The 24,719-nt window shown below is 72.9% G+C and carries 23 protein-coding genes; 16 read left to right on the top strand and 7 right to left on the bottom strand.

Going from position 1 to position 24,719, the window contains the following annotated elements; genetic code table 11:
- The first annotated feature begins 55 nt into the window (after positions 1–55).
- Positions 56–889, top strand: coding sequence for an enoyl-CoA hydratase/isomerase family protein (locus QBL25_RS05155; protein ID WP_409055780.1), 834 nt, complete (start codon positions 56–58; stop codon positions 887–889).
- Positions 890–923: 34 nt separating this feature from the next.
- Here QBL25_RS05155 and QBL25_RS05150 read toward each other — a convergent pair whose 3' ends face one another.
- Positions 924–1,847, bottom strand: coding sequence for an SDR family oxidoreductase (locus tag QBL25_RS05150; RefSeq protein WP_409055779.1), 924 nt, complete (start codon positions 1,845–1,847; stop codon positions 924–926).
- A gap of 132 nt (positions 1,848–1,979) precedes the next feature.
- Here QBL25_RS05150 and QBL25_RS05145 point away from each other — a divergent pair, with 132 nt between their 5' ends.
- The 12 genes from QBL25_RS05145 to QBL25_RS05090 all read left to right on the top strand — a co-directional run bounded on the left by QBL25_RS05145 (position 1,980) and on the right by QBL25_RS05090 (position 14,318).
- Positions 1,980–2,675 (top strand): helix-turn-helix domain-containing protein, encoded by a 696-nt coding sequence (locus QBL25_RS05145; protein ID WP_409055778.1) that lies wholly within the window; start codon positions 1,980–1,982, stop codon positions 2,673–2,675.
- A 79-nt stretch (positions 2,676–2,754) separates the two neighbouring features.
- On the top strand, positions 2,755–3,723 hold the full coding sequence (locus tag QBL25_RS05140) for an NADPH:quinone oxidoreductase family protein (protein ID WP_409055777.1): 969 nt from the start codon (positions 2,755–2,757) through the stop codon (positions 3,721–3,723).
- Entirely contained in the window at positions 3,720–4,901 is a 1,182-nt protein-coding gene (locus tag QBL25_RS05135) for an acyl-CoA dehydrogenase family protein (protein ID WP_409055776.1), read from the top strand. The genes QBL25_RS05140 and QBL25_RS05135 overlap by 4 nt, the downstream gene beginning before the upstream one ends.
- On the top strand, positions 4,898–6,025 hold the full coding sequence (locus QBL25_RS05130; RefSeq protein ID WP_409055775.1) for an acyl-CoA dehydrogenase family protein: 1,128 nt from the start codon (positions 4,898–4,900) through the stop codon (positions 6,023–6,025). The genes QBL25_RS05135 and QBL25_RS05130 overlap by 4 nt, the downstream gene beginning before the upstream one ends.
- A 124-nt stretch (positions 6,026–6,149) precedes the next feature.
- Entirely contained in the window at positions 6,150–7,745 is a 1,596-nt protein-coding gene (locus QBL25_RS05125) for an ABC transporter substrate-binding protein (RefSeq protein ID WP_409055774.1), read from the top strand.
- Positions 7,746–7,777: 32 nt separating this feature from the next.
- Positions 7,778–8,743, top strand: a complete 966-nt coding sequence (locus QBL25_RS05120) for an ABC transporter permease (RefSeq protein ID WP_409055773.1) — start codon at positions 7,778–7,780, stop codon at positions 8,741–8,743.
- Positions 8,736–9,611 (top strand): ABC transporter permease, encoded by an 876-nt coding sequence (locus QBL25_RS05115; RefSeq protein ID WP_409055772.1) that lies wholly within the window; start codon positions 8,736–8,738, stop codon positions 9,609–9,611. The genes QBL25_RS05120 and QBL25_RS05115 overlap by 8 nt, the downstream gene beginning before the upstream one ends.
- A gap of 89 nt (positions 9,612–9,700) precedes the next feature.
- Entirely contained in the window at positions 9,701–10,615 is a 915-nt protein-coding gene (locus QBL25_RS05110; protein WP_409062552.1) for an ABC transporter ATP-binding protein, read from the top strand.
- Positions 10,608–11,321, top strand: a complete 714-nt coding sequence (locus QBL25_RS05105; RefSeq protein WP_409055771.1) for an ABC transporter ATP-binding protein — start codon at positions 10,608–10,610, stop codon at positions 11,319–11,321. The genes QBL25_RS05110 and QBL25_RS05105 overlap by 8 nt, the downstream gene beginning before the upstream one ends.
- A 146-nt stretch (positions 11,322–11,467) precedes the next feature.
- Positions 11,468–12,325, top strand: coding sequence for a phosphatidylinositol-specific phospholipase C/glycerophosphodiester phosphodiesterase family protein (locus tag QBL25_RS05100; RefSeq protein ID WP_409055770.1), 858 nt, complete (start codon positions 11,468–11,470; stop codon positions 12,323–12,325).
- A 135-nt stretch (positions 12,326–12,460) separates the two neighbouring features.
- Positions 12,461–12,655 (top strand): hypothetical protein, encoded by a 195-nt coding sequence (locus QBL25_RS05095; RefSeq protein WP_160503040.1) that lies wholly within the window; start codon positions 12,461–12,463, stop codon positions 12,653–12,655.
- Positions 12,656–12,740: 85 nt separating this feature from the next.
- Positions 12,741–14,318 carry a hypothetical protein gene (locus tag QBL25_RS05090; RefSeq protein ID WP_409055769.1) on the top strand — a complete coding sequence of 526 codons (1,578 nt, stop codon included), beginning with the start codon at positions 12,741–12,743 and terminating at the stop codon, positions 14,316–14,318.
- Between the two features lie 19 nt (positions 14,319–14,337).
- On the opposite strand, the gene QBL25_RS05085 is transcribed toward QBL25_RS05090, so the two are convergent.
- The 5 genes from QBL25_RS05085 to QBL25_RS05065 all read right to left on the bottom strand — a co-directional run bounded on the left by QBL25_RS05085 (position 14,338) and on the right by QBL25_RS05065 (position 18,189).
- A complete protein-coding gene (locus QBL25_RS05085; protein ID WP_409055768.1) occupies positions 14,338–15,261 on the bottom strand; it encodes a hypothetical protein in 924 nt (307 codons plus the stop codon).
- Positions 15,258–15,812 (bottom strand): RNA polymerase sigma factor, encoded by a 555-nt coding sequence (locus QBL25_RS05080; RefSeq protein WP_409055767.1) that lies wholly within the window; start codon positions 15,810–15,812, stop codon positions 15,258–15,260. Before QBL25_RS05080 ends, QBL25_RS05085 begins: the two co-directional genes overlap by 4 nt.
- Before the next feature lie 94 nt (positions 15,813–15,906).
- The gene (locus tag QBL25_RS05075; RefSeq protein WP_409062551.1) at positions 15,907–17,091 is read right to left on the bottom strand and encodes a phosphodiester glycosidase family protein; all 1,185 of its coding nucleotides are present in this window, start codon (positions 17,089–17,091) and stop codon (positions 15,907–15,909) included.
- A 199-nt stretch (positions 17,092–17,290) separates the two neighbouring features.
- The gene (locus QBL25_RS05070) at positions 17,291–17,647 is read right to left on the bottom strand and encodes a DUF779 domain-containing protein (RefSeq protein WP_409055766.1); all 357 of its coding nucleotides are present in this window, start codon (positions 17,645–17,647) and stop codon (positions 17,291–17,293) included.
- A 104-nt stretch (positions 17,648–17,751) separates the two neighbouring features.
- Positions 17,752–18,189 carry an ATP-binding protein gene (locus QBL25_RS05065; RefSeq protein ID WP_409055765.1) on the bottom strand — a complete coding sequence of 146 codons (438 nt, stop codon included), beginning with the start codon at positions 18,187–18,189 and terminating at the stop codon, positions 17,752–17,754.
- Positions 18,190–18,402: 213 nt separating this feature from the next.
- Between QBL25_RS05065 and QBL25_RS05060 the strand changes: the two genes are divergently transcribed.
- Together QBL25_RS05060 and QBL25_RS05055 are read left to right on the top strand one after the other, a co-directional pair.
- Positions 18,403–19,131: a TetR/AcrR family transcriptional regulator gene (locus tag QBL25_RS05060; RefSeq protein WP_409055764.1), complete on the top strand. Its 729-nt coding sequence runs from the start codon at positions 18,403–18,405 to the stop codon at positions 19,129–19,131.
- A 50-nt stretch (positions 19,132–19,181) separates the two neighbouring features.
- Positions 19,182–20,324 (top strand): FAD-dependent oxidoreductase, encoded by a 1,143-nt coding sequence (locus QBL25_RS05055; RefSeq protein ID WP_409055763.1) that lies wholly within the window; start codon positions 19,182–19,184, stop codon positions 20,322–20,324.
- Positions 20,325–20,375: 51 nt separating this feature from the next.
- Here the strand turns inward: QBL25_RS05055 and QBL25_RS05050 are convergent, their stop codons facing one another.
- Positions 20,376–21,164 (bottom strand): SAM-dependent methyltransferase, encoded by a 789-nt coding sequence (locus QBL25_RS05050; protein WP_409055762.1) that lies wholly within the window; start codon positions 21,162–21,164, stop codon positions 20,376–20,378.
- Between the two features lie 584 nt (positions 21,165–21,748).
- Here QBL25_RS05050 and QBL25_RS05045 point away from each other — a divergent pair.
- Positions 21,749–24,646: an ATP-binding protein gene (locus QBL25_RS05045; RefSeq protein WP_409055761.1), complete on the top strand. Its 2,898-nt coding sequence runs from the start codon at positions 21,749–21,751 to the stop codon at positions 24,644–24,646.
- The last annotated feature ends 73 nt before the right edge of the window (positions 24,647–24,719 follow it).

Raw genomic sequence — 24,719 nt, 5'->3', positions numbered from 1 at the left:
CGATGCGTCAGATGACTGACGCATCGTCAGAAGCGTGGGCAGGAGCTGGTGCTGGATGATCGACACCATCGGCACGGACATCCCCGAGGGCGAGGAGCGGCTGCGGCTCGACGTCGAGGACGGCCTGGGCGTCCTCACCCTCTGCCATCCGCGCAAGCTCAACGCGTGGAGCTGGGAGTCCACGCGTCAGCTGGGCATCATCGCCGACCGGATCCGCTTCGACGACACGATCAGGGCGGTGCTGCTGCGCGCGGAGGGACGGGCCTTTTGCGCCGGGATCGACGTCACCGCGCAGGGCGGCGCGATCGCAGGGCGGTCGGGTGCCGAGCGCACGCGCAACTACTACGAGGGGCTGCGCTGGGTCCACGAACGCTTCCGTGCCTTCGCCCGTCTTCCGCAGCCCGTCGTCGCCGCCGTACAGGGCTACTGCCTCGGTTTCGGCTTCGAACTCGCGCTCATGGCGGACGTGCGCATCGCTTCCGACGACGCGGTGTTCGCCCTGCCCGAGGCGCAGATCGGGGTCGCGGTGGACGCGGGCGGCGATCTGCGCATCGCGCGCGACGCGGGCGCGGGCTGGGCCAAGCTGCTCTCGCTCACCGGCCGCCGCATCGACGCGGCCACCGCCGAGCGGCTGCGGCTCGTCCAGCTCGTCACGCCCGTGGAGGGGCTGGCCAAGGCGGCTCGTGAGGTCGCCGCGGAGATCGCGGGGAACGCCCCGCTGGCCGTCCAGGGCATCAAGCGGGGCATCGACGCGTACGCCGACGCGGGGATGGACGCCGCCCTGGACCGGGTCGCGATGAACGCGGCGATCACGCTGACGTCGGAGGACTCGCGGGCCGGTTACGCGGCGAAGGCGCAGCGGCGGGAGGCGAGGTTCGAGGGAAAGTGACCCCGCACCCGTCGGCTACCCCGCGAAGGGCCCGCTACCCCGCGAAGGGCCCGCGCCCCATCTGCTCGCGTACCGTCGCCACCTCCGGGCTCACCAGGCCCCGCCGCTGCCAGTTCGCGCCGTCGACCACCAGGGTGTGCCCGGTGATGAAGCGGGCGTAGGGCGAGGCGAGGAAGGTCGCCGCCCAGCCCAGTTCACGCGGGGCGCCGACGCGCAGGGCGGGCTGACGCGCGTCCAACTGGCGCTCCTGCGATGCTCGTTCGGGGGCCGCCCGGTCGAGGTTGCCCCGGATGTCGGCGGTCATGTCCGCGTGCGGCATCAGCCCCGGCACCAGACCGTTGACCTGGATGCCGTACGGCCCCCACTCCACCGCCAGGCTCTCGACGAGGCTGTGCACGCCCGCCTTGGCCGCCGCGCTGTGCGCGAAGCCGGGGCCGCCCGTCCACGCGTACGACGCCCCGATGTTGATGACGGAGCCCGGTGTGCCCGCCGCGAGGTGGCGGCGGGCGAACTCCCGCGTCATGAAGAACGTCCCGGTCAGCGTGATGTCCACGACCGAGCGCCAGGCGTTGGGGGACATGTCCTCGGCGGGGACGGGGAAGTTCGCCGCCGCGTTGTTGACCAGGACACCCGGCAGTCCGTAGGCGTTCTGCGCCGCGTCGAAGACCTCGGCCACGCGGTCCGGGTCCCGGATGTCGCACGGCACGGCGGCCACCCGACCGCCGAGGGCGGCCAGCTCGTCCCGGGCCGCCTTCAGCCGTTCCTCCTTGCGGGCGGCGATCACCAGGTCCGCCCCGAGCCGCGCGAACTCCGCGGCGATCGCCTTGCCGAGGCCGCTGCCGCCGCCGGTCACCAGGACGACCGTGCCGTCGTACGTCCCTTCGGGCAGGGCGCTCGTGCCGGGCGGGGGAGGGGCCGGGAGTCCCGGTGGCGTGCCTTCGCGCGCGTGGTCCGTCATGGCGGCATCGATACCGCGTAACGCGCGAAAGCTCCATGCCCGTACGCGTGCGGGCCTCTCACCCCGCAGTGGCGGTGGCCCCCGTAGCAGTGCGTTATTGACAAACGGCTTTGCTGATCCTGCAATGGAGGCATGGCAGAGAAAAGCGCGCACAAGAAGGCAGAGAGCGGGGCGGCGGGCAAGACGGCAGGCAAGGGGGCGGGCAGCGCCGCGGACGTGGCCGAGAAGGGCGACGACGGCACGGATCTGGACGGCGTGCTGGCCGAGGTCGGCCCCCGGCTGCGCAGGATCCGCAAGGAGCGCGGGGCGACCCTCGCGGGTCTCGCCGCCGCCACCGGGATCTCCGTGAGCACGCTCTCGCGGCTGGAGTCAGGCCACCGCAAGCCCAGCCTCGAACTGCTGCTCCCCATCGCCCGCGCCCACCAGGTCCCCCTGGACGAGCTGGTCGGCGCCCCGCCCGTCGGCGACCCGCGGGTGCGGTCCAAGCCGATCGTCCGGCACGGCCGCACCATGTTCCCGCTGACCCGCCAGCCCGGCGGCCTCCAGGCGTACAAGGTCCTCGAACCCGCGCGCTCCGTGCGGCCCGATCCGCAGACCCATGAGGGGTACGAGTGGCTGTACGTCCTGTCGGGCAAGCTGCGGCTGGTGCTCGCCGATCACGACGTCGTCCTCACGGCCGGCGAGGCCGCGGAGTTCGACACGCGGCTCCCGCACTGGTTCGGCTCGACGGGGGAGGGGCCCGCGGAATTCCTCAGCCTGTTCGGACCGCAGGGCGAGCGGATGCACGTACGGGCGCGGCCCGCCGCGGGGAAGCGCGAATCGGACTGACGAGACGGTTCCCCCGCCTGCAAGCGACCGCTTAGTATGCGACGGAGCTCGGTCGACGAACGCCCAGTGGAGGCCCCGCATGCAGGCATGGCAAGTGCACCAGAACGGCGAACCGAGCGCGGTCATGCGCCTCGAAGAGGTGGACCGGCCGGTGCCCGGCGAGGGACAGCTGCTCCTCAAGGTCCGCGCCGCCAACATCAACTTCCCGGACGCCCTGCTCTGCCGCGGGCAATACCAGATCACGCCCCCGTTGCCGTTCACGCCCGGCGTGGAGGTCTGCGGCGAAACCGAGGACGGACGGCGCGTGATCGCCAACCCCGCCCTTCCGTACGGCGGATTCGCCGAGTACGCGCTCGCCGACGCGGCGGCCGTGCTGCCCGCGCCCGACGCCCTGGACGACGCCGAGGCCGCGGCGCTGCACATCGGCTACCAGACGGGCTGGTTCGGCCTGCACCGCAGGGCGCACCTCCAGGAGGGCGAGACCCTCCTGGTGCACGCGGCGGCCGGCGGCGTCGGCAGCGCGGCCGTCCAGCTCGGCAAGGCCGCGGGCGCCAAGGTCATCGGTGTCGTCGGCGGCGCCGCGAAGGCGGAGGTCGCCCGCGAACTGGGCTGCGACCTGGTCATCGACCGGCGTACGCAGAACGTGATCGGCGCCGTGAAGGAAGCCACCGGCGGCCGGGGCGCCGACGTCGTCTACGACCCCGTGGGCGGCGACGCGTACACCCAGTCCACGAAGTGCGTCGCCTTCGAGGGGCGGATCATCGTCGTCGGCTTCGCGAGCGGCGTCATCCCGACGCCCGCGCTCAACCACGCCCTGGTCAAGAACTACGCGGTGCTCGGCCTGCACTGGGGCCTGTACAACGCCAAGGACCCGCAGGCGATCCTGCGCTGCCACGAGGAGCTCACCCAGCTCGCCGCCAAGGGCGCCATCAAGCCGCTCATCAGCGAGCGCGTGCCGCTGGGCGAGGCGTCCGCCGCCGTCCAGCGCGTGGCCGACGGCATCACCACGGGGCGGGTGGCCGTGGTCCCCGCGGGAGGTGACGCATGACGGACGCCGCCGAACTGCGCCGCCGTACCCAGGAGTTCCTCGCCGCGCACCCGCCGGCCACCACGGAGCGCGCGGACTTCCTCAAGGCCCGCTTCGACGCCGGACTGGCCTGGGTGCACTACCCCGAAGGGCTCGGCGGGCTCGGTGCTCCCCGGTCCGCGCAGGCCGTCGTGGACGCCGAGCTGGAGGCCGCGGGCGCGCCCGACAACGACCCGCGCCGCATCGGGATCGGCCTGGGCATGGCGGCCCCGACGATCCTGCGCTTCGGCACCGAGGAGCAGAAGCGCAGCTTCCTGCGCCCGTTGTGGGTGGGCGACGAGGTGTGGTGCCAGCTCTTCAGCGAGCCGGGCGCCGGGTCCGACCTCGCGGCCCTGGGCACCCGAGCCGTCCGGGACGGCGACACCTGGGTGGTCAACGGGCAGAAGGTGTGGACGTCGGGCGCGCACGCCGCCCGCTGGGCCATCCTCATCGCCCGCACCGACCCCGAGGTGCCCAAGCACCGCGGCATCACCTACTTCGTCTGCGACATGACCGACCCGGGCGTCGAGGTGCGCCCGCTGCGCCAGATCACCGGCGAGGCCGAGTTCAACGAGGTCTTCCTCACCGATGTCCGCATCCCGGACGCGCACCGCCTCGGTGAGGTCGGCGACGGCTGGAAGGTCGCGCAGACCACCCTCATGAACGAGCGCGTGTCCATCGGCGGCGCCCGCATCCCGCGCGAGGGCGGGATGATCGGCCCGGTCGTCGAGGCCTGGCGCGAACGCCCCGAGTTGCGCACGCACGACCTGCACCAGCGCCTCCTCAAGCTGTGGGTGGACGCCGAGGTCGCCCGGCTGACCGGGGAGCGCCTGCGCCAGCAGCTCGTCGCGGGGCAGCCGGGTCCGGAGGGCTCCGGCATGAAACTCGGCTTCGCCCGCCTGAACCAGGAGATCAGCGGCCTGGAGGTGGAACTCCTGGGCGAAGAGGGGCTGTTGTACGAGGACTGGACGATGCGGCGGCCCGAGAAGGTCGACTTCGTCGCCCGTGACGCGGGCTACCGCTATCTGCGGGCCAAGGGCAACAGCATCGAGGGCGGCACCAACGAGGTGCTGCTCAACATCGTCGCCGAGCGTGTCCTCGGACTGCCCTCCGAGCCGCGCACCGACAAGGACGTCGCCTGGAAGGACCTCGCCCGATGAGTGCGCAGACCCCACGGATCGAGCAGCCCGCCCCGCGCGACCTGCTGTACTCCGAAGACGAAGAAGCGCTGCGCTCGGTCGTGCGCGGCCTGCTCGCCGACCACTGCGACGCCACCGCCGTGCTCACCCGCACCGAGTCCGCCGAGCCGCACGACCGCGAGCTGTGGAAGGCGCTCACGGACGGCATGGGGCTCGCGGGCCTGCTCGTGCCCGAGGAGCTCGGCGGCCAGGGCGCCACGCACCGCGAAGCCGCCGTCGTCCTGGAGGAGTTGGGCCGCGCGGTCGCGCCCGTCCCCTACCTGACCAGTGCCGTCATCGCCGTCGAGACGCTGCTCGCCTGCGACACCGACGAGGCGAGGGAACTCGTCGGCGCGCTCGCCTCGGGGCGCACGGTCGGGGTGCTCGCCGTGCCGCTGGTCACCGCCCCGGGCGGCGCCCTGCCCGTGCTGCGGGCGCAGGGCGGAACCCTGAGCGGCAGCGTCACCGGGGTCGCCGACGCGGTCGCCGCCGACGTGTTCCTCGTGCCGACGGGTGCGGGCCTCTTCGCGGTGGACGCCGAGGACGCCGGGGTGAGCGTCACGCCGCACACCTCGCTCGACCTCACCCGGCCGCTGGCCACGGTCACCTTCGAGGGGGCACGCGCGCGTGCCGTCGGACCGGAAGCCGAAGCCGCCGTGCGGCGGGGGCTGCGGGCGGGGGCCGGACTGCTGGCGTCCGAGCAGCTGGGCCTCGCCGACTGGTGTCTGACCGAGACCGTCCGGCACACGAAGGAACGGCACCAGTTCAACCGGCCCGTCGGGTCCTTCCAGGCGCTCAAGCACCGGCTGGCCCAGCTCTGGCTCGAAGTGGTCAACCTGCGCGCCGCCGCCCGCAACGCGGCCGACACCCTGGCCGCGGGCGGAAAGGACGCCGACGTCGCGGCGGCGCTCGCGCAGGCCTACGCGTCACCGGCCACGGTCCACGTCGCCGAGGAGGCCCTCCAGCTGCACGGCGGCATCGGCATGACGTGGGAGCACCCCGTGCACCTCTACCTCAAGCGCGCCAAGGCCGACTCGGTCGCGCTCGGCACGGTGGGGCGCCACCGGGTGGAGCTGGCGGCACGCGTGCACCTGCCGGCCCCCTGACCTCGACCGTCGATCCGGCCCCGTGATCCACTCGGTATGGACCACACGTTTTACCCACCCATTACATGAGGCATAATTGCGACCCGTTCGCAATAACGTTTGATCTTCAGTAGGGGTGTGGAGCATGAGGGCCCGATCGATACGGGGTACGGGCGCGGTGGCGGCGGCCGCCTCACTGGCGGTCGCCGCCTCGGCCTGTTCGGCGCCGGGCGACGGCAAGGACGCCGGCGGTGCCAAGGATTCCGCGGTCGTCGGCATCGCCTACGAACCCGACACCCTGAGCCCGCTCCTCGGCTACGGCAAGGACGGCAACTCCAAGATCTTCGACGGTCTGCTCACGCACGACGCCGACATGAAGCTCAAGCCCGCCCTCGCGGCCGCGCTGCCCAAGGTCGGCGACGACGGCAAGACCTACACGTTCAAGCTGCGCGAGGGCGTCAAGTTCAGCGACGGCAAGCCCTTCACGTCCAAGGACGTCGTCTTCACGTACGAGACGATCCTCGACAAGAAGACCAACAACGCCGCCAAGACCGAGCTGGACGCCGTCAAGGACGTCGAGGCCAAGGGCGACGACACCGTCGTCTTCCACCTCAAGTACCCCTACGCGCCGTTCGCCGAGCGCACCGTCCTGCCGATCGCCCCCGAGCACATAGCCGGCAAGCAGGACGTGAACACCGGGGAGTTCACCACCAAGCCGGTCGGCACGGGCCCGTACAAGCTGGTGAAGTGGTCCAAGGGCGAGAAGCTCACCTTCCGGGCCAACCCCGGCTACTGGGGCGGCGCGCCGAAGGTCAAGAACTTCACCATGGCGATCATCAAGGACGACGACATCCGCGCGACCCGGCTCGACGCCGGTGAGCTCGACGGCGCGATCCTGCCGCCCAACCTCGCCGCCAAGTACAAGAACGACGGCGACAAGAAGTCCTACGCCGCCCAGACCTTCGACTACCGCGTGGTGACCCTGCCCACCGGCAACAAGGTCGCGGGCGACACCGCCGTCCGGCGCGCGCTCGACACCGGCGTGGACCGCAAGGCCATGGTCGAATCGATCCTGGACGGCGCGGGCAAGGAGGCCTACGGGCCCGTCCCCACCGACAGCCCCTGGTTCACCAAGGGCACCGAGCGCAAGCACGACCTCGCCGCCGCCAAGAAGATCCTCGACAAGGCCGGCTGGAAGCCCGGCAAGGACGGCATCCGCGAGAAGGACGGCGTCAAGGCGACGTTCCCGCTCTGGTACCTCACCGGCGACAAGCTCCGCCAGGACCACGCGCTCGCCTACGCCTCCGACGCCAAGAAGCTCGGCATCAAGGTCGAGGTGCAGGCCGGCACCTGGGAGGTCATCGAGCCGCGCATGCCCAAGGACGCGGTCCTCGCGGGCGGCGGCTCCCCGGCCGACCCGGACTTCGACCAGTACACGCTCCTGAAGTCCTCGCTCGCCGGTGACGGCTTCAACAACATGGCCCACTACGACAACCCCAAGGTCGACAAGGCCCTGGACGAGGCCCGCGAGAGCGGCGACCACGCCGAGCGGCAGGCCGCGTACGACACCATCCAGCGCGAGCTGGTGAAGAACCCGGGCTACACCTTCCTCACGCACATCGACCACCTCTACGTCGTCGACAAGCGCTTCGGCGACCTGACCACCCAGACCGAGCCGCACGACCACGGCCTCGCGTCCGGCCCGTGGTGGAACGTCGAGGACTGGCAGCCGAAGCAGTGAAGTCTGCGCTCCACAAGCTCCCCTGGGGGCCCATGGCGCGCATGACGGGACGGCGGGCCCTGTTCGCCGTCCCGGTCCTGCTCGCCGTCACCTTCGGCGTCTTCGCGATCGCCGCCGCGTCCCCCTTCGACCCCGTCAAGGCGTACGCGGGCACGGCCGGGCTCACCGCGTCGCAGGAGAACCTCGACCAGCTGCGGGCCAACCTCGGCGTCGACCAGCCGCTCGTGCAGCGCTGGTGGGACTGGCTGACCTCCGCCGTGACCGGCGACCTCGGGGACTCCAGCACCCTGCGCCAGCCCGTCGCCGACGTCATCGGCGAGCGCATCGGCTGGTCCGTGCTGCTCGCCGCGACCGCGTTCCTGCTCGCGATCCTGGTCGGCACCACGCTCGGCGTCCTCGCCGCGCGCCGCCCCGGCGGCTGGCTCGACCGCGCCGTGACCTCGCTCGCCTACACCCTCGAAGCGGCCCCGCCGTTCTGGATCGGGCTGCTGGCCGTGTGGCTGTTCGCCCTGAAGCTCGGCGTGCTGCCCTCGGGCGGCCTCACGGACACCGCCAGCTCCACGGTGACCGCCGGGCAGGTCGCGAGCCACCTCGTGCTGCCCGCCGCCGTCCTGGCCATCTCGCAGCTGCCGTGGTTCGTCCTGTACGTGCGCCAAGGGGTCGGCGACGCGCTGGGCGACGACCCCGTCCGGGGCGCACGCGCGCGTGGCCTCGCCGAACGGACCGTGCTGCTCGGGCACGCGCTGCGTTCGGGCATGCTGCCGGTGCTCACGCTGATCGGCTCCCGGGTGCCCGAACTGATCACCGGGGCGCTGCTGGTGGAGACCGTCTTCAGCTGGCCCGGCATCGCCGCGGCCACCGTGTCGGCGGCGACCGCCGTGGACTTCCCGCTGCTGGCCGCGCTCACCGTCCTCGCCACGGCCGCCGTGCTCCTGGGCAACCTCCTGGCCGACCTGCTGTACGGCCTCGCCGACCCGAGGGTGGGATTCGATGGCTGACGTGACCTGGCGCGCCTCCCTCGGCGGCGCCTCCAAGAGCCGCTCCACGCGCGCGTGGCGGGTGCGTACCTCCGCCGTGATCGTCGCGGCGGTCGTCCTCGCCGTCCTGCTCGTGCCGCCGCTGGTGAACCTCGACGAACAGGCCGTCGACCTCGCGGCCAAGCTCCGGCCACCGTCCTGGGCGCATCCCTTCGGCACCGACGACGTCGGACGCGATCTCCTGGTGCGCTGCGTGTACGGGCTGCGGGTCTCGCTCCTGGTGGGCGTGGTGGCGGCTGTCGTCGCCACCGTCATCGGCACGGCGGTGGGCGCGCTCGCCGCCGCGTCGGGCGGCTGGGTCGACCGGATCGTCATGCGGCTCGTGGACGTCTTCTCGTCCGTGCCGCACCTGCTGCTCGGCATCTTCATCGTGGCGATGTTCCGCCCGGGCGTCTGGCCGGTGGTCGTCTCGGTGGCACTCACCCACTGGCTGTCCACCGCCCGCATCGTGCGCGCCGAGGTGCTCTCCCTGCGCTCGCGCCCGTACGTCGACGCGGCCATCTCCGGCGGTGCCTCGCGGCTGCGCGTGACCGTGCGCCATCTGCTGCCCGGGGTGCTCCCGCAGGCCGGACTCGCCGCCGTCCTGATGGTGCCGCACGCCATCTGGCACGAGTCAGCGCTGTCCTTCCTCGGACTCGGCCTGCCCACCCACCAGGCGAGCCTGGGCACCCTCGTGCAGAGCGCGCGCGGCTCACTGCTCGCCGGGGACTGGTGGCCGACCCTCTTCCCCGGCCTGTTCATCATCGTGCCCACGCTGGCGATCGCCGGCCTCGCGGGCGCCTGGCGGGAACGGATCAACCCCCGGCGCCGATCGGAGCTGATGCTGTGACCGAGCCCGCCTCGACCCCCTCGGCCCTCTCGACCCCCTCCCCTTCGTCCCCGGTGCTCTCCGTACGGGGCCTGTCCGTACGGTTCCGCATGCGCGGCGACACCTTCGTCTCCGCCGTCACCGACGCCACCTTCGACCTCGCGGCGGGGGAGTGCCTCGCCCTGGTCGGCGAGAGCGGCTGCGGCAAGTCCGTGCTCGCCTCGGCGCTCCTCGGGCTGCTCCCGCAGAACGCGCAGACGGCCGGATCCGCGCTCATCGGCGGCGCGGACCTCCTGGCCGCCGACGAGCGCACCCTGGCCCGCACGGTCCGGGGGCGGCGCGTCGGCCTGGTGCCGCAGAGCCCGGCCGCGCACCTGACGCCGGTGCGCACGGTCCGCTCCCAGCTGGAGGAGACCCTGCGGGAGCTGGTGGGCGTACGCCGCCCGCAGCTGCGCAAGGCCGCCGAGGACGCCGCCGAGCGCGCCGCGTTCCCGGCCGGGCACCTGGACCGCTACCCGCACGAGCTCTCCGGCGGCCTGGCCCAGCGCGCCGCCACCGCGCTCGCGCTCATCGGCGACGCGCCGCTGCTGCTCGCCGACGAACCGACCACGGGCCTGGACCGCGACCTCGTCGACCGCACGGTGGACGAACTGCGCAAGCACGTCGGCAAGGACCGCGCGCTGCTTCTGATCACCCACGACCTGGCGGCGGCCGAACGCATCGCGGACCGCGTCGCCGTCATGTACGCGAGCCGCATCGTCGAACTCGCCGACGCCGAGGACTTCTTCGGCACCCCCGGGCCCCGCCACCCCTACGCGCGCGGGCTTCTCGACGCCCTCCCGGAGCGGGAGTTCAGGCCCATCCCCGGCATGCCGCCCGAACTCTCCGCGCTGCCGGACGGATGCGCCTTCGCCGCGCGCTGCACCGCGGCGGACGAAGCCTGCGGGGCCGTGCCGCCGGCCGTGGACGGCGTCGCCTGCCACCATCCCCGTACGGCGGCCGTGCTGGAGGCACCCCGTGCTTGAACTCCTGTCCATCACCGCCGGATACGACCGCCGCGCCCCCGTCATGCGCGACGTGGACCTCACGCTCGCGCCCGGCGCATCCGTCGGCCTGCTCGGCCCCAGCGGCTGCGGCAAGTCCACCCTGGCCCGGGTCGCCGCCCTGCTGCACAAGCCCGACGCGGGCCGTGTCGTCATCGACGGCGAGCAAGCCCGCGGCTGGCGCCACCGCGCGCCCCGCGCCCAGCGCACCGCCTTCGGCGTCGTCTTCCAGCAGCCGCGCCTCTCCGCCGACCCCCGCCTGACCCTCACCCAGCTCATCGCCGAACCGCTCCGCGCGGCCGGACGGGGGAGCGAGGCCCCGGGCCGGGTCGAGGAGTTGGCGGTGACGGTCGGGCTCGGCGCGGACCTCCTTGGCCGCAGGCCGCACGAGGTCAGCGACGGCCAGCTCCAGCGCGCCTGCCTGGCCCGCGCCCTGGTGCTCCGCCCGCGCTGGCTGATCTGCGACGAGATGACGGCGATGCTCGACGCCTCGACGACGGCCGCCCTCGTGCACGCCGTGGAGGACTACCGGCGCGCGAGCGGCGCCGGGCTGCTCGCCGTCGGTCACGACCGCGTGCTCCTGGAACGGTGGTGCGAACGGACCGTGCACTGGGACGAGTTGGCCGGAAGCGGCCTGGCGGCGAGCGGCCGCGAGACAGCGGGCCGGCCCGCGCCCGAGGTGGCCTGAGGTGCCCCGCGGGAACGTGGTCCTGACGCGGTGAACGCAGGGCGTCGATAGCGCCAACTCCCGTCCCGAAGGGGTTTCTTGACGCGAGCATGGCCGCATACTCACTGAGGCCCGCCCGTCGTCCTCGCCCTTCTCCGGGAGTCTCCGTGGCACTCATCACCCGTCGTAGAGCCCTCACCCTCGGTGCCGCACTGGCCGGCACCGCAGCCGTCCCCGCGTACGCCCGGGCGGGCGAACGCGGGCACGGGCCCCGGCCCCTCGTCCGCGCCCACGCGCACAACGACTACGAGCACCCCCGGCCCCTGTTCGACGCGCTCGACCACCGCTTCGGCAGCGTCGAGGCCGACATCTACCTCGTCGACGGCCAGCTCCTGGTCGCACACGACCCGATCGACCTCGACCCCGCCCGCACCCTCGCGGCGCTCTACCTGGACCCCCTGGCGGCCCGCGTCCGCGCCCACCACGGCTCCGTCTACCGGGGATACCACCGCACCCCCTTCCAGCTCCTGATCGACATCAAGACCGAGGGCGCGGCGACCTACCTGGAGCTCGACCGGCAGCTGCGGCGCTACCGGCACCTGTTCACCACGTACGCCCACGGCAAGGTGCGCCGCGGACCGGTGACGGCCGTGATCTCCGGCGACCGGGCGGCCCGCGCGCCGATGGAGGCCCAGCGGGTGCGCCGCGCCTTCTACGACGGCCGGCTCGCCGATCTGGGTGGCGCGGCGCCCGCCTCGCTCATCCCGCTGATCAGCGACAACTGGACGCTCAACTTCAGCTGGCAGGGCGTCGGCCCGATGCCCGCCGCCGAGCGCGACAAGCTGCGCCGCATCGTCGCCACCGCCCACAAGCGCGGGCAGCGCGTCCGCTTCTGGGCGACGCCCGACCTGCCGGGCCCGGCCCGCGAGGCGGTGTGGGGCGAGCTCCTGGCCGCCGGGGTCGACCACCTGAACACGGACGACCTCGCGGGCCTGGAGGCGTTCCTCGTCGCCCACGGGCAGTAGGCCCCGGCCGGGCCGAAGCAACCCCCTGGCACATAACACCCGTTCGGAGGACATGCCGGTCGCCCGGACGGTCCCTCCGCTGCGCCACACTCGGCCCAGAGCCGCGGTGTGGACGTGGCGGAGGAGGTTGTCCCCATGGCCATTTCGGTCTCTGTCGTGCTGCTGCTGGTGATCCTGGCAGTGGTCTTCCTGCGCAACGGTGCGCTGAAGTTCTCGCACGCGCTGGTCTGCGCGCTGCTCGGTTTCTATCTGGCGAGTTCGAGCATGGCGCCGACCATTCACAACGGGGTCACGGCCGCCGCGGACATCGTCAGCGGCCTACAGCCCTGACCGCCCCGCCATGGTCATTGCGTGTTCATGAACAACTGTCACCTTTCCATGGACACTTCAAGGATCTGGCCCTAACTTCGGCCCCATGCCGCGTCGCAGAACCCTCAGCACCGCCCTCGCCCTGACCGCGCTCACGGTCTCGGCGGCGACCTTCGCCTCGCCCGCCGTCGCGGACGACATACCGAAGGCGCCGGGGCACCGGCTCGTCGCCCCGTACACCGGAGCACCCGCCGACGTCCGCCCGCTGCCCGGCGAACAGCCGCCCCAGCACCCCTACCTGGCCGCCAACGGCCGCAGTGGGATGCACGCGGACGCCGCAGGCAGCGGGACGTATCCCTGGAACGGGCCCCTGGGCAAGAATCCAGAGGTCGGCAGCGAGAAGATGGCGGCGCTCGGCGGTGAGTGCGCCACCGTCACCTTCGACAAGGCCGGCCGCATCGTCACCGTGTGCGGCACGTTCACCGGCTTCCTGGTCAAGCTGCTCGACCCGGACACGCTGACCACGCTCGCCGAGTACAAGCTCCCGCAGCGCCCCTCCACCGTCGAGGCCATCACGCGCCTGGACTTCTCGAAGATCTTCAAGGACACCTCGGGCGGCGCCTACTCCTACCTCGACGACCAGGACCGCCTCGTCCTCGCCGACTCCCGCCAGCACATCGTCCGCCTCGCGCACGAGCAGGCCGCGGACGGCAGTTGGCGGTTCGTCGTCGACAAGGACTGGGACCTGACGCCCCAGGTCCCGCACGACTGCGTGACCTGGGCCAATCTCTACCCCAGCGGCGAATGCGACCCGGTCACCTCGGTGATGCCCGACTGGGAGGGCCGCATCTGGTGGGTGACCCGGCAAGGACGCGTCGGCACCGTCGACCCCCGGTCCGGCGACATCCGCTCCATCCGGCTCGACGGCGAGGAGATCCAGAACTCCTTCTCCGTCGCCGAGGACGGCGTCTCGATCGTCTCCGACCACGCGCTCTACAGCTTCCGCGCCGGCGCCGACGGCACCCCGAAGGCCGTCTGGCGCCAGACCTACGACCGGGGGACCGGCACCAAACCCGGCTCGGTGAACCAGGGTTCGGGCACCACCCCCGACCTCTTCGGCCAGGGCGACGACTACGTGGCCATCACCGACAACGCCGACGACCGCATGAACGTCCTCGTCTACCGCCGGGGCGACGACGTCCCCGCCGACCAGCGGCTCGTCTGCAAGGTCCCCGTCTTCCGCTCCGGCGCGTCCACCACCGACAACTCGCTCATCACCTGGGGCAACAGCCTCGTCGTCGAGAACAACTACGGCTACGAGAACATCACCTCGCTCACCCTCGGCCGCAGCGTGGTGGGCGGCGTCAGCAGGATCGACGTACGCGAGGACGGCAGCGGCTGCGACACGGTCTGGGAGAGCGACGTCCGCGCCCCGTCCAACGTGCCCAAACTGTCCACCGCCAACGGGCTGCTGTACTTCTACACGAAGGAACCCAACAGCCTGGGCATCGACGCCTGGTACCTGACGGCCGTCGACTTCCGCACCGGCGCGACCAAGTGGAAGCGCCTCGCCGGCACGGGCGTCGCGTACGACAACAACTGGGCCCCGGTGACCCTGGGCCCGGACGGCACGGCCTACGTGGGCGTGTTCAACGGCCTGGTGGCGGTGCGGGACACCGAGTGACCACGCCCGCCGGGGACGATCAGCCGACGCGGGCCGCCGGGCCGACCTCGAGCCAGGTGTAGCGGTCCGCCGCAAGGTCCTGGCCACGGATCTTGTGGGTCGCCTCCAGGAGGAGGCCGGTGTCCGGGGCGACGACGTAGCGGTCGGTCGTCCGGAACGCCACGCCCTTCTCCGGACCGGTGCTGAACCCGGCCTTCCGCGTCATCTCGACCGCGACGCCCGGGCGCCCCTTGCTGTCCTTCACGTCACCGACCAGCCGCACGCCGGGCGTGTCCGCCAGGATCCGGAAGAGCGTGGCACGCAGCGCGGGGCTCGCGGGGGAGTCCTCCAAGAGGATCGTCACCTGGTCGAACCGGTTCTCGGCGTCCTTCGGGAAGAGCGCGGTCAGCGCCTTCTGGCCCGTGGGCAGCTGGTCGAGCGCGGGCCAGGTCAGCCACTTCTGGCCCACCGGCCACTTCTTGAGCTTGGAGTCCTTGCCCGCGGGCGGCCGGTGGACCGTGCCGTCCGCGTCGACCGACCAGATGCGGCCCGCGCGGTCGAAGAAGGTGGTGGCGGACCTCCGCCCGTCGTCCTGGTTCACCGTCTCCAGACGGACCTTCCAGTACGGGGTGCGGGCCGTCGGGGTGTCCGCCGCGACCTCCGCCATGTCGTTCAGGAACTGGGCGGCCGAGGCCGTGGCCGCCGGCTCGTCCCCGAGGTCGAGCACCGGGTACGCCACGGCGCCGGCGGCGATCGCGGCCACCGCGGCGGCGGCGACCAGCAGCCTGCGGCGGCGCGGGACGACGTGGCCGCGCAGCGGCACGACGACCGTGTCGCGCCGGGCCGCACTCGCCACCGCCTCCCGGGCCGACGCCACCACCTCGGGCGCGGGCGGCGCGACGCCACCCGCCGCGATCAGTTCGTCGGCTCCGGGAAAGTCGAGCAGGTCACCGTGTTCGGTCATGACAGGTCTCCGGTCAGTTTGAGGGGCGCGCTCGCGCGCAGCCGGGTACGGGCGCGGTGCAGCCGTGAGCGGGCCGTCCCCGCGGGGATGCCGACCGCTGCCGCGGCCTCTGCGGGCGTGAGCTGCTCCCAGGCGACCAGGAGCAGCAACTCGCGTTCGTCCGGCGGGAGGCCGGCCAGCAGCGCACGCAGCCGTGGGGCCACCGCGGCCGCGTCGAGGCGCGCGTCCACCGCCTCCCACGGGTCGTCGTCGCGGCCCTCGCCGGGCGGTGCGGCGCTCTGGTGGGCGAGCCCGCGCCAGTGCGCCGACAGCACGTTGCGCGCGACACCGAACAGCCAGGCACGCGCGGGCCCGCGGGCCGGGTCGAAACCCTGCCGGGCCGCGTAGGCCCGCAGCCACAGTTCGGCGAGCAGATCGTCGGCGGCCGCGGGGGCCCGGCGTGCGAAGTAGCCGTGCAGAGCCGTCGAGTGGCGCACCACCAGCGGTTCGAAGGCTGCCGGGTCCCGCGCCGTGCGGGCCAGCAGCTCCTCGTCGTCCAGGTCCGTGGTCACGGGACCTCCGTATCCGTACCGCCGGTCGGCGGTCTCACCCCCTACTTGTCGAGAACCCGGCCGAGCGTTCGCGCCCGCTCCGTCCTGAGGTCGGCTAGAGGACGGAGAACACGCCGATGCCGTTCGGTACCGGGCGTTCCACGCCGCCGCTGGGGTTGTTGCGTACGGTGACGGCGTCGGCGCCCGGCGGCCTGGCGACCAGAGTGGTGGACGCGGCCAGGGTGGAGGAGCCGCCGCCGTCCAGGCTGAAGCCCTCCCGCGCGCCCAGGCCGCGGAGCGTGTCCGCGACCTCGGCGATGGTCAGGCCCGTACGGAACTCGGGGGAGCCGTCCAGGGACAGGAGCAGGAGGCGCCTGCCGTCGTCGGAGATGCCGACGGCCGTCCGTACGGCGGAGGTGACGGAGTCGAGGCCGGGCAGCGGGACGCCGCCGCGCAGCACGGGGAAGCCGCCGAGCGCGAAGCGGAACGGCACGCGCGAGTGGGCCGCCACCAGGCGGTGGCTGACCTGCACCCGGTCGCCGATCGAGAGTTTGCGCAGCTCCTGGGCGCCCGCCTCGCGTCCGACGAGGACCGTGGTGCCCCGGGCCACCGGACCGCTGCCGGGCGTGCCTGCGGACTCCACGACACGGCCGCCGAGTACCGCCACCTCATGGGTGTCCGTGCTGCAGGGGGCGCCGCGGTTGGTGTCGGTGCCGCAGGTGGAGCGCACCCGCGAGGTGCTGCCCCAGTCGCTGGTGAACGCGCCGACGGAACCCACCGGGAGGGCGTACTGGTTGAGCCCGCCCAGCGGCAACCGGGACTGCGGGGTGCGCACTTCGCCGTCCAGGCGGAGGTCGTCCATGCGGGCCCGGCGGTCGACGCCCACGCCGAGCACCGCTTCCGTGGTCACGCCGGGAGGCATCGCGGGGCCGAAGCGCTGGCCGTCGGGCACCGCGCCCTTCAGGGCCCTGCCGCGGGCGATCGCCGGGCCGACGGGCGCGCCGGTGGGTTCGACGCCCGGATGCTGCGTCTCGGAGATGTTGAAGAAGTCGCCGTTGATGCCGCCGACCGCGCCCGCTCCGTCCGCGAGCGCGGAGACGACCGAACGTGCGCCCACGGCACCCGGATAGAGCAGTCCGACGGCCGTGCGCCGGTCGCTCAGGTCGACGTCGAGCACGTGGGCGCGGGCCGTGCCGCGGGAGGCGGGGATGTCGAAGTTCCAGTAATCGACGCCCGGCGAGATCCGCGACGCGGCCGCCTTGCCGTCCCCTTCCACGCCGCCGGCCGGTGCCGCTCCCATCAGAGCCGCACCGGCCAGCGTGCCCAATGCCGTCAGTACCGAGAGTGCGCCTCTCGCCGTTCTGAACCGTCCCACGATGCCGTTGTGCCGTGCTGCCACCCATGCCCCCTGAAGTCATTCCGGCCGACCGACCGCACCAGTCTGAGGGTCGGTCAGAAAGTGCACCAGAGGGCAGCGCCGGACGGGTACAGGCGTATGGCTAGCCGCCGACCAGACGGGAACGGATGAGGAAACGGACGCCCTCGGGGGCTTCGAGGGAGAAACCGCTGCCCCGGCCCGGCACCACGTCCACGATCAGCCGGGTGTGGCTCCACACGTCGTACTGGCTCTTCGACATCCAGAAGTCGACCGGCTCCGCCACGCCCTGAACGGCCAGGGACGCCAGCCGCACGTCGGAGCCGCCGGTGCGGAACTCGCCTTCCGGATAGCACATGGGCGCGCTGCCGTCGCAGCATCCGCCGGACTGATGGAACATCAGCGGGCCGTGGGCCTCCCGCAGCCGCCGCACCAGATCGGCGGCGGCAGGGGTCAGCTCCACGCGTGGGGTATCGGTCATGGGCTGCCGCTCCTTGGTCGCCGGGCCGCCGTCGAGGCGGGGGCCCAGTCAACCGCGGGATACGTTGCGAGGACGTTGCGGCCGGGGCCCGAGGTGGCGACCGGCTAGGCGAGGACCGCCCGCACGGACTTGCCGTGCCGGCCGCGCCCGACGACTTCCAGGCGCGCGGCGAGGTGGCGCACCATCGCAAGGCCACGGCCGCTGTCCCGCTCGGTGCTCGGCGCCAGCACGCGCGGCCCGTCGGGGCTGGAGTCGTGCACCTCGACGGTCACCTCGTCACCGGAGACCTGAAGGAGCAGGCGGCAGGGGCTGCGGCCATGCTTTGTGGCGTTGGCGACGAGTTCGGACACGATCAGCGTCGCGTCGTCCACCCGCTCGGCGTCCACTTCCGCCAGGTGCCGACGCGGCCGGGTCAGGAACGCGGAGGTCAACTTCCGCGCCCGACCCGCCGATGCGGCTTCCTGCGGAAGTGCGTACTCGACGCGGGCGACGTGCCGATGGACGCGCTTGGGAGCGCGTACGGCGTGCTGGTGCGCACGCATGGTGACTCACTTCCCTCCCCTGGGACGTCCGGCGTGCTGGTGACGGCTTCGCGCACCGGTGCCGCGCCTGTCGTGCGCGGCTGATCCTGCCCCACCGTGATGCCCGCCCTCGTTGATCCCCAATCAAGCTCCTGGAAGTGAGGCCGGACACTCGGTGACGAACGTGTTCGCTCCGAACGCGCTCGTAACGAACATGTTCGTTATGCTGGTCGTATGACCGCTCACCCCGAAGCCCCCCGCAGCCGCCGCGAACGCCCGGCGAAGCCCGCCCTGACCCGGGCCGGGATCGTCGCCGCCGCGGTGGAGATCATGCGCGCCGAGGGCCTGGGCAAGGTGACCATGCGCCGCCTCGCCCAGGAGCTCGACACGGGACCCGCGTCCCTGTACGTCTATGTCCGCAACACCGCCGAGCTGCACGCCGCGATCCTGGACGAGCTCCTCGGCACGGTCGAGGCGGCGCAGGACGGGGGCGGCTGGAGCGAGCGCCTGGAGGCGGTGCTCACCTCCTACACCTCGGTGCTCTTCCGCCACCGCGGGCTCGCCAAGGCCGCGCTGGTGGCCCGCCCCAGCGGGGAGCACTACCTGCGGCTCATCGAGACCCTGCTCGCCCTGCTCGACGAGGGCGGGGTCCCGCCGGGGCAGGCCGCCTGGGGCGTCGACCTGCTGCTTCAGTACGCCACCGCGACGGCCGCCGAGCACGCCCCGGACGAGCGGACCGGCAGCCGGGCGGGGGAGTGGGACGCGCTCTCCGGGGCCCTGAGGGGCGCCTCCGGGCAGAGCCACCCGCACGTGGCCGGGCTCTCCGCCGAGCTGCTGTCCGGCCGGCCCGAGGCCCGCCTCGCCTGGGGCTTCCGGGCGCTGATCGACGGCATCCTGCACACGCCCGTCCCGGCAGCCGACGGCATCGACGGCCCCGATGGCCCCGACGGCACTGACGGCTGAGTACGCCCCTCACCACGACCCCCACTCCCGTCACCCCAAGGAGCAGCGCCATGACCACGCACCAGCACCACCCCATCGCCATCGTGGGCGCGGGCCTCGGCGGCCTCACCCTCGCCCGCGTCCTGCACGTCCACGGCATCGAGGCCGCCCTCTTCGACCTGGAGGCCTCGCCGGCCGCCCGTGGCCAGGGCGGCATGCTCGACATCCACGAGGAGTCCGGGCAGGCCGCGCTGCACGCCGCCCGGCTGTACGAGGAGTTCCGCGCGCTCGCCCACCCCGGCGGCGAGGCCATGCGCGTCCTGGACAAGGACGCCGTGGTCCGCAGGGAGGAGGAGGACGACGGCGGCCGCGGCCGCCCCGAGGTCGAGCGCGGTCAGCTGCGGGACCTCCTGCTCGGCTCGCTGCCCGCGGGCTCGGTCCACTGGGGCGCCAAGGTCACCGCGGCGCGTCCGCTCGACGGCGCGCGCCACGAGGTGACCCTCGCCGACGGCTCCACCTTCACCACCGACCTGCTGATCGGCGCCGACGGCGCCTGGTCCCGCATCCGCCCGCTGGTCTCGGACGCCGCTCCCGCCTATGCCGGCATCTCCTTCGTCGAGGTGGACCTCCACGACGCCGACGTACGCCACCCGGACAGCGCCGCGGTCGTGGGCGGCGGCATGCTCTTCGCGCTCGGCGAAGGCAAGGGCTTCCTCGCCCACCGTGAGCCCGACGGCAGCCTCCACGTCTATACCGCGCTCAGGGTTCCCGAGGAGTGGATCTCGTCCATCGACTTCACCGCCGAGGACACCGGCCCCGCGAAGGCCGCCGTCCTCGAGCACTTCGCCGACTGGGACAAGAGCCTGCAAGCGCTGGTCGCCGACGCCGACGGCGCGCTGATCCCCCGCCGGATCCACGCCCTGCCGATCGGCCACCGCTGGGAGCGTGTCCCGGGCGTCACGCTGCTCGGCGACGCGGCGCACCTCATGTCCCCCTTCGCGGGGGAGGGCGCCAACCTCGCCATGCTCGACGGGGCCGAACTCGCCGGTGCCCTGGCGGCGCACCCCGGGGACACCGAAGCGGCCCTGGCCGCCTACGAGAGGGCGCTGTTCCCGCGCAGCGACAAGGCCGCCGCCGACTCCGCCGACGGCCTCGACCGCTGCTTCCGGCAGGACGCGCCGCAGAGCCTGCTCGACCTGTTCGCCGGCCACTAGCCCTTCCGGGGCACTGGCCCTTCCGAGCGACGGGCCCTCGCGGAACCCCGGTCAGGGAATGCGCGCCACGGCCGCGTAGATGGCGCTGCCCTTCGTGTCGTCCGGAGGCGTGGTGCCCTTGAACCACTCCGTGGCCGTCACCAGGCCCGGCTCCACCAGGTCGAGGCCGTCGAAGAAGCGGCTCACCTCGGCGCGGTCGCGGAAACCGAGCTTGATGCCGCCCTTCGCGTACTCGGCCGTGACCTGCTCGGCCAGCTCCGGGTAGATGTCGGACGAGGCGTGGGAGAGCACCAGGTGGCTGCCGGAGGGGAGCGCGCTCACCAGGGTGCGCACGATGCCGTACGGGTCCTGGTCCTCGGGCAGGAAGTGCATGAGCGCGATGAGGGAGAGGGCGATCGGGCGCTCGAAGTCGAGCAGGCCGCGGGCGTGTCCGAGGATCTCCAGCGGCTCGCGGACGTCCGACTGGATGTAGTCGGTCATGCCCTCGGGGCGGCTGACCAGCAGGGCCTCCGCGTGGCGCAGCACGATGGGGTCGTTGTCGGTGTAGACGACCCGCGCCGCAGGGACGATCTCCTGGACTATCTGGTGCAGGTTCGGCGCGGTGGGGATGCCGGTGCCGATGTCGAGGAACTGGTCCACGCCCTGGGAGGCGAGCCAGGCGGTCGCGCGGTTCATGAAGGCGCGGTTCTGCCGGGCGGCGTCCTTCGCCTCGGGCGGCAGCTTCTCGCCCACGGCTTCGTCGACGGGGTAGTTGTCCTTGCCGCCGAGCAGCCAGTCGTACACACGCGCGGGATGCGGCTTGCTGGTGTCGATCGTCGGCATGGGCTCACCTGCGGTCATGACGCACTCCGTTGCTCCTGCGGGACGCTTGGATCGCCGCAGTCTGCCACAGCAACATCACCTTGGGCACGGGGTGTTGAGAGCCAGGCCCGCGAGGTGTCGAGGCCTGCGCGTCCTGGGATGCCGAGCGCCGCAGCCCTCGGGATGCCGAGAGTCGCAACCCTCGGGGTGCCGAGAGTCGCGGATCCGGCTGCGCGCGGGCGGTGAATCAGTCACACCCCGTGTGACCGAGCCGCGCCGATCGCGCCAATTGTCCCGTCGCTTCACCCGTCACGGGCGTTCCCCGTCGCCTCCGCCGTCTCGTCGCGTGAGGCCCGCAGAGCCTTCCGGAATTCCGTCGGCTTCCGCACCATCGGCAATACGGCACGAGTTTCCCGCGGATATGGAACAGGGAAGTCCGCTCTTCGGCCAAGTGGCGCGTTCACGACGGTTATTCGACATCATTGAGTCAAATGACGCTGGTGGTTGATTTTCAGATATGGCAGAGTCTTCAAGTAAGTGGCCGGACAAGTCGAAAGATGAGAACCCACTGACCGTCCGGCCGCTCAGGGATCAGCCGTCAGGCGCGGGGGAGAAGTCGGCGCATGAACTTGGTGGACCGTGAGGAAGAGTTCTCGATCATGGACGGCATGCTCAGGGCCTGCGTGGCGGGGCATGGCGGAGTGCTATTGGTAAGTGGCGCGGTGGCCAGCGGGAAAACCGCGCTGTTACAGGCTTTCGGTGAACGCGCAACTGCCGCGGGCGCGTTGTTTTTGCAGGCCACGGCGGCGGAAGCGGAGAGCGACCTGCCCCTCGGCGTGATGGGGCAGCTGCTGCTCGGCGCGGATCTGCCCGGCGCCGACGCCCAGCGCGCGGCTCGCCTCGTGGACCTGATGGCGGTGGCCGCGCAGATTCGGCGCGCCGAGGGCGTGCTGCCCGCCGTCGTGATGAATGAGGTGCCCAAGCTCTGCGGGATTGTCCTCGAACAGGCCAGGGAAAGGCCGGTGGTGCTCAGCATCGACGACGTGCACCATGCCGACGGCCACTCCCTGGAATGCGTCCTGTACCTGGCCCGTCGACTCGACGCCAGCCGCATTCTGGTGGTCCTCGGAGAGAACAGCGGATTTCTGGCCGGAAATACGCGATTACACGTTGACTTGCTGCGTCTGCCGGGCTGCCGCAATATCAGGCTCGGGCCACTCGAGCGGCAGGGAGTGGCCGAAATGATCTCCGGATTCGGCAGCGAGGGGTGGGGGACGCGCCAGCTCGTGACGGATCTGCACCGCACGGGCGGCGGGAACCCGCTCCTCACCCGTGCGCTGATCGAGGACCGCCGCGCGTCGGAGAGCGGCGGCTGCGGCTCCGCGGCCCTGGTGCCGGGCGAGGCCTTCGCGCAAGCCGTCGCCACCGGCCTGTACCGCAGCGACGCGTCGACCCGGCACACTGCATGGGCCCTTGCGGTCGTCGGCCAGGACGTATCGCTGGCCGAGCTGGTGGAAGTCCTGGGAACCAGCCGGGAGTCGGTCCACCGCAGCCTGCGCGCCCTGAACGACGCGGGACTGCTCGACTCCGGCTGGTTCCGCCACGAGGCGGGCAGGGCCGCGGTCCTGCGGAGCATGGAGCCCGCACACCGCGCCCGTCTCGAGGCCCGCGTCGCCCAAGTGCTGCACGAGCACGGCGAGGCGGCGACCGTGGTGGTGCAGCATCTGATCGCGGCCGAGCCCATCGACGCCCCGTGGGCGCTGAGCACGCTCCTGGAAGCCGCCGAGCGGGCGCTCGCCGACGACGAGGTCGAGCTGGCCCTCACCTGCCTGCACGCCGCCCGCGACACCTGCACCGACGCCCGCCGGTCCGTGGCGATCAGAGAGGCGCTGACCCGGGCCGGCTGGCGGCTCAACCCGGCGACCGCCGCCCGGCATCTGCCCGAGCTCACCGCCGACGCGCTCGACGGGAACCTCACCGACCGGCAGACCGGCGAACTCGTCGGACACCTGCTCTGGTTCGGGCAGGTCGACCCGGCCCTGGAGATACTGGAGGCCGTCGAGCGCGACCCCACCGGCACCGAGGCCTGCGCGCATCCGGACACCGGAGCCGCGCGCCGGCTCGACTGCGTCCGCTCCTGGATGGCGTACGAATTCCCCGGGCTCCCCGGCTCCGCACGCGCCCGGGCCCGCCACCGCGACGCCGAGCGGCGCGTGCGCACCCCGGCGCGCAGCCCCCATCAGCGCGCGGCGACCCTGCTGAAGGCGGTGCTCGACGGGGCGGCCGAGGACGTGGTCGTCCGTGCGGAGCAGATCCTGCAGAGCACCCGCCTCGACGACGGCACGCTGACGGCACTCGTCGTCGCGCTGAACTCCCTGGTCCTGGCCGACCGCCTGGACACGGCCGCCCTGTGGTGCGACACCCTGTGCGCGGAGGCCACCGAGCGCCGGGCGCCCCTGTGGCAGGCGTTGCTGGCGGCGACCCGGGCGCGCGTCGAACTCCGGCTCGGAGCGCTCGGCGCCGCGGAGCGCTCGGCGCGCCTGGCGATGGCGCTCGTCCCGCCGGAGGGCTGGGGCGCGGCCGTCGTCTCGCCGCTCGCCACCGCGGTGTTCACCAACACCGCCATGGGACGCCTCGACGAGGCGGCGGCCCACCTGAGCGTGCCGGTACCGGAGACGGCGTTCCTCACCCCCGACGGGCTGCTCTACCTCCGGGCGCGCGGCCATTACTACCTCGCCGCCGGGCGCCCCTACGCCGCGCTCGACGACTTCCACACCTGCGGCGACCTCATGACCCGCTGGGACTTCGACCTGCCCGCGCTCGTCCCCTGGCGGACGGACGCGGCCGAGGCCCATCTGCTGCTCGGCGAGGACGAGCGGGCCAGGACGCTCGCGCAGGAGCAACTGGCCCTCGTCGGCCGGGGACGGCCCGGTCACGCCTGGACGCGAGGCGTCTCGCTGCGGGTCCTCGCGAGCGCGCTGCACCCGGCCCGCCGGCCCGTGCTCCTGGGTGAGGCCATCGAGACCCTGCGCGAGCGCGGCCACCGCGTGGAGCTGGCCCGCGCGACGGACGAGCTGGCCCGCGCCCATCGCGAGCTGGGCAACGGCGGGCAGGCGCGGGCCCTGGCCCGCAAGGCGCAGCAGCTGGGGCGCGAGTGCGGGGTCCCCGTCCCCCGGGCGCTGCCGGCGGCCGAGCCCGGCAACTCCCTGCCCGCCGAGCATCCGTGGCCCTCCGGCGCCCGCCGCAAGGCCGACGAGCTCAGCGACGCGGAGCTGCGCGTGGCGACCCTCGCGGCCCGCGGGCACACCAACCGGCAGATCGCCGACAAGCTGTTCATCACCATCAGCACCGTCGAGCAGCACCTCACGCGCGCCTACCGCAAACTCGCCGTCCAGCGCCGGGCGGACCTGGCGGCGGAACTCCGCCCCGTTCCCGTGCCCGTCGCGGGCTCCGGCAGGCGGGAGGGGCGCCGCGAGGAGCGGAAGGACGGCGGGGCCCGCGACCGGCTGCGGGTGGTGTAGGCGGTGCCGGAGGTGCAGGTCGCCGCGCGGGCTGATGACCACGGCCTGCATCTCCTCTCCCTGCCCCGGGGCG

The sequence above is a fragment of the Streptomyces sp. SYP-A7185 genome, assembly GCF_046103685.1.
Taxonomy (GTDB): domain Bacteria; phylum Actinomycetota; class Actinomycetes; order Streptomycetales; family Streptomycetaceae; genus Streptomyces.
This window is presented reverse-complemented; position numbering and strand designations above follow the sequence as displayed.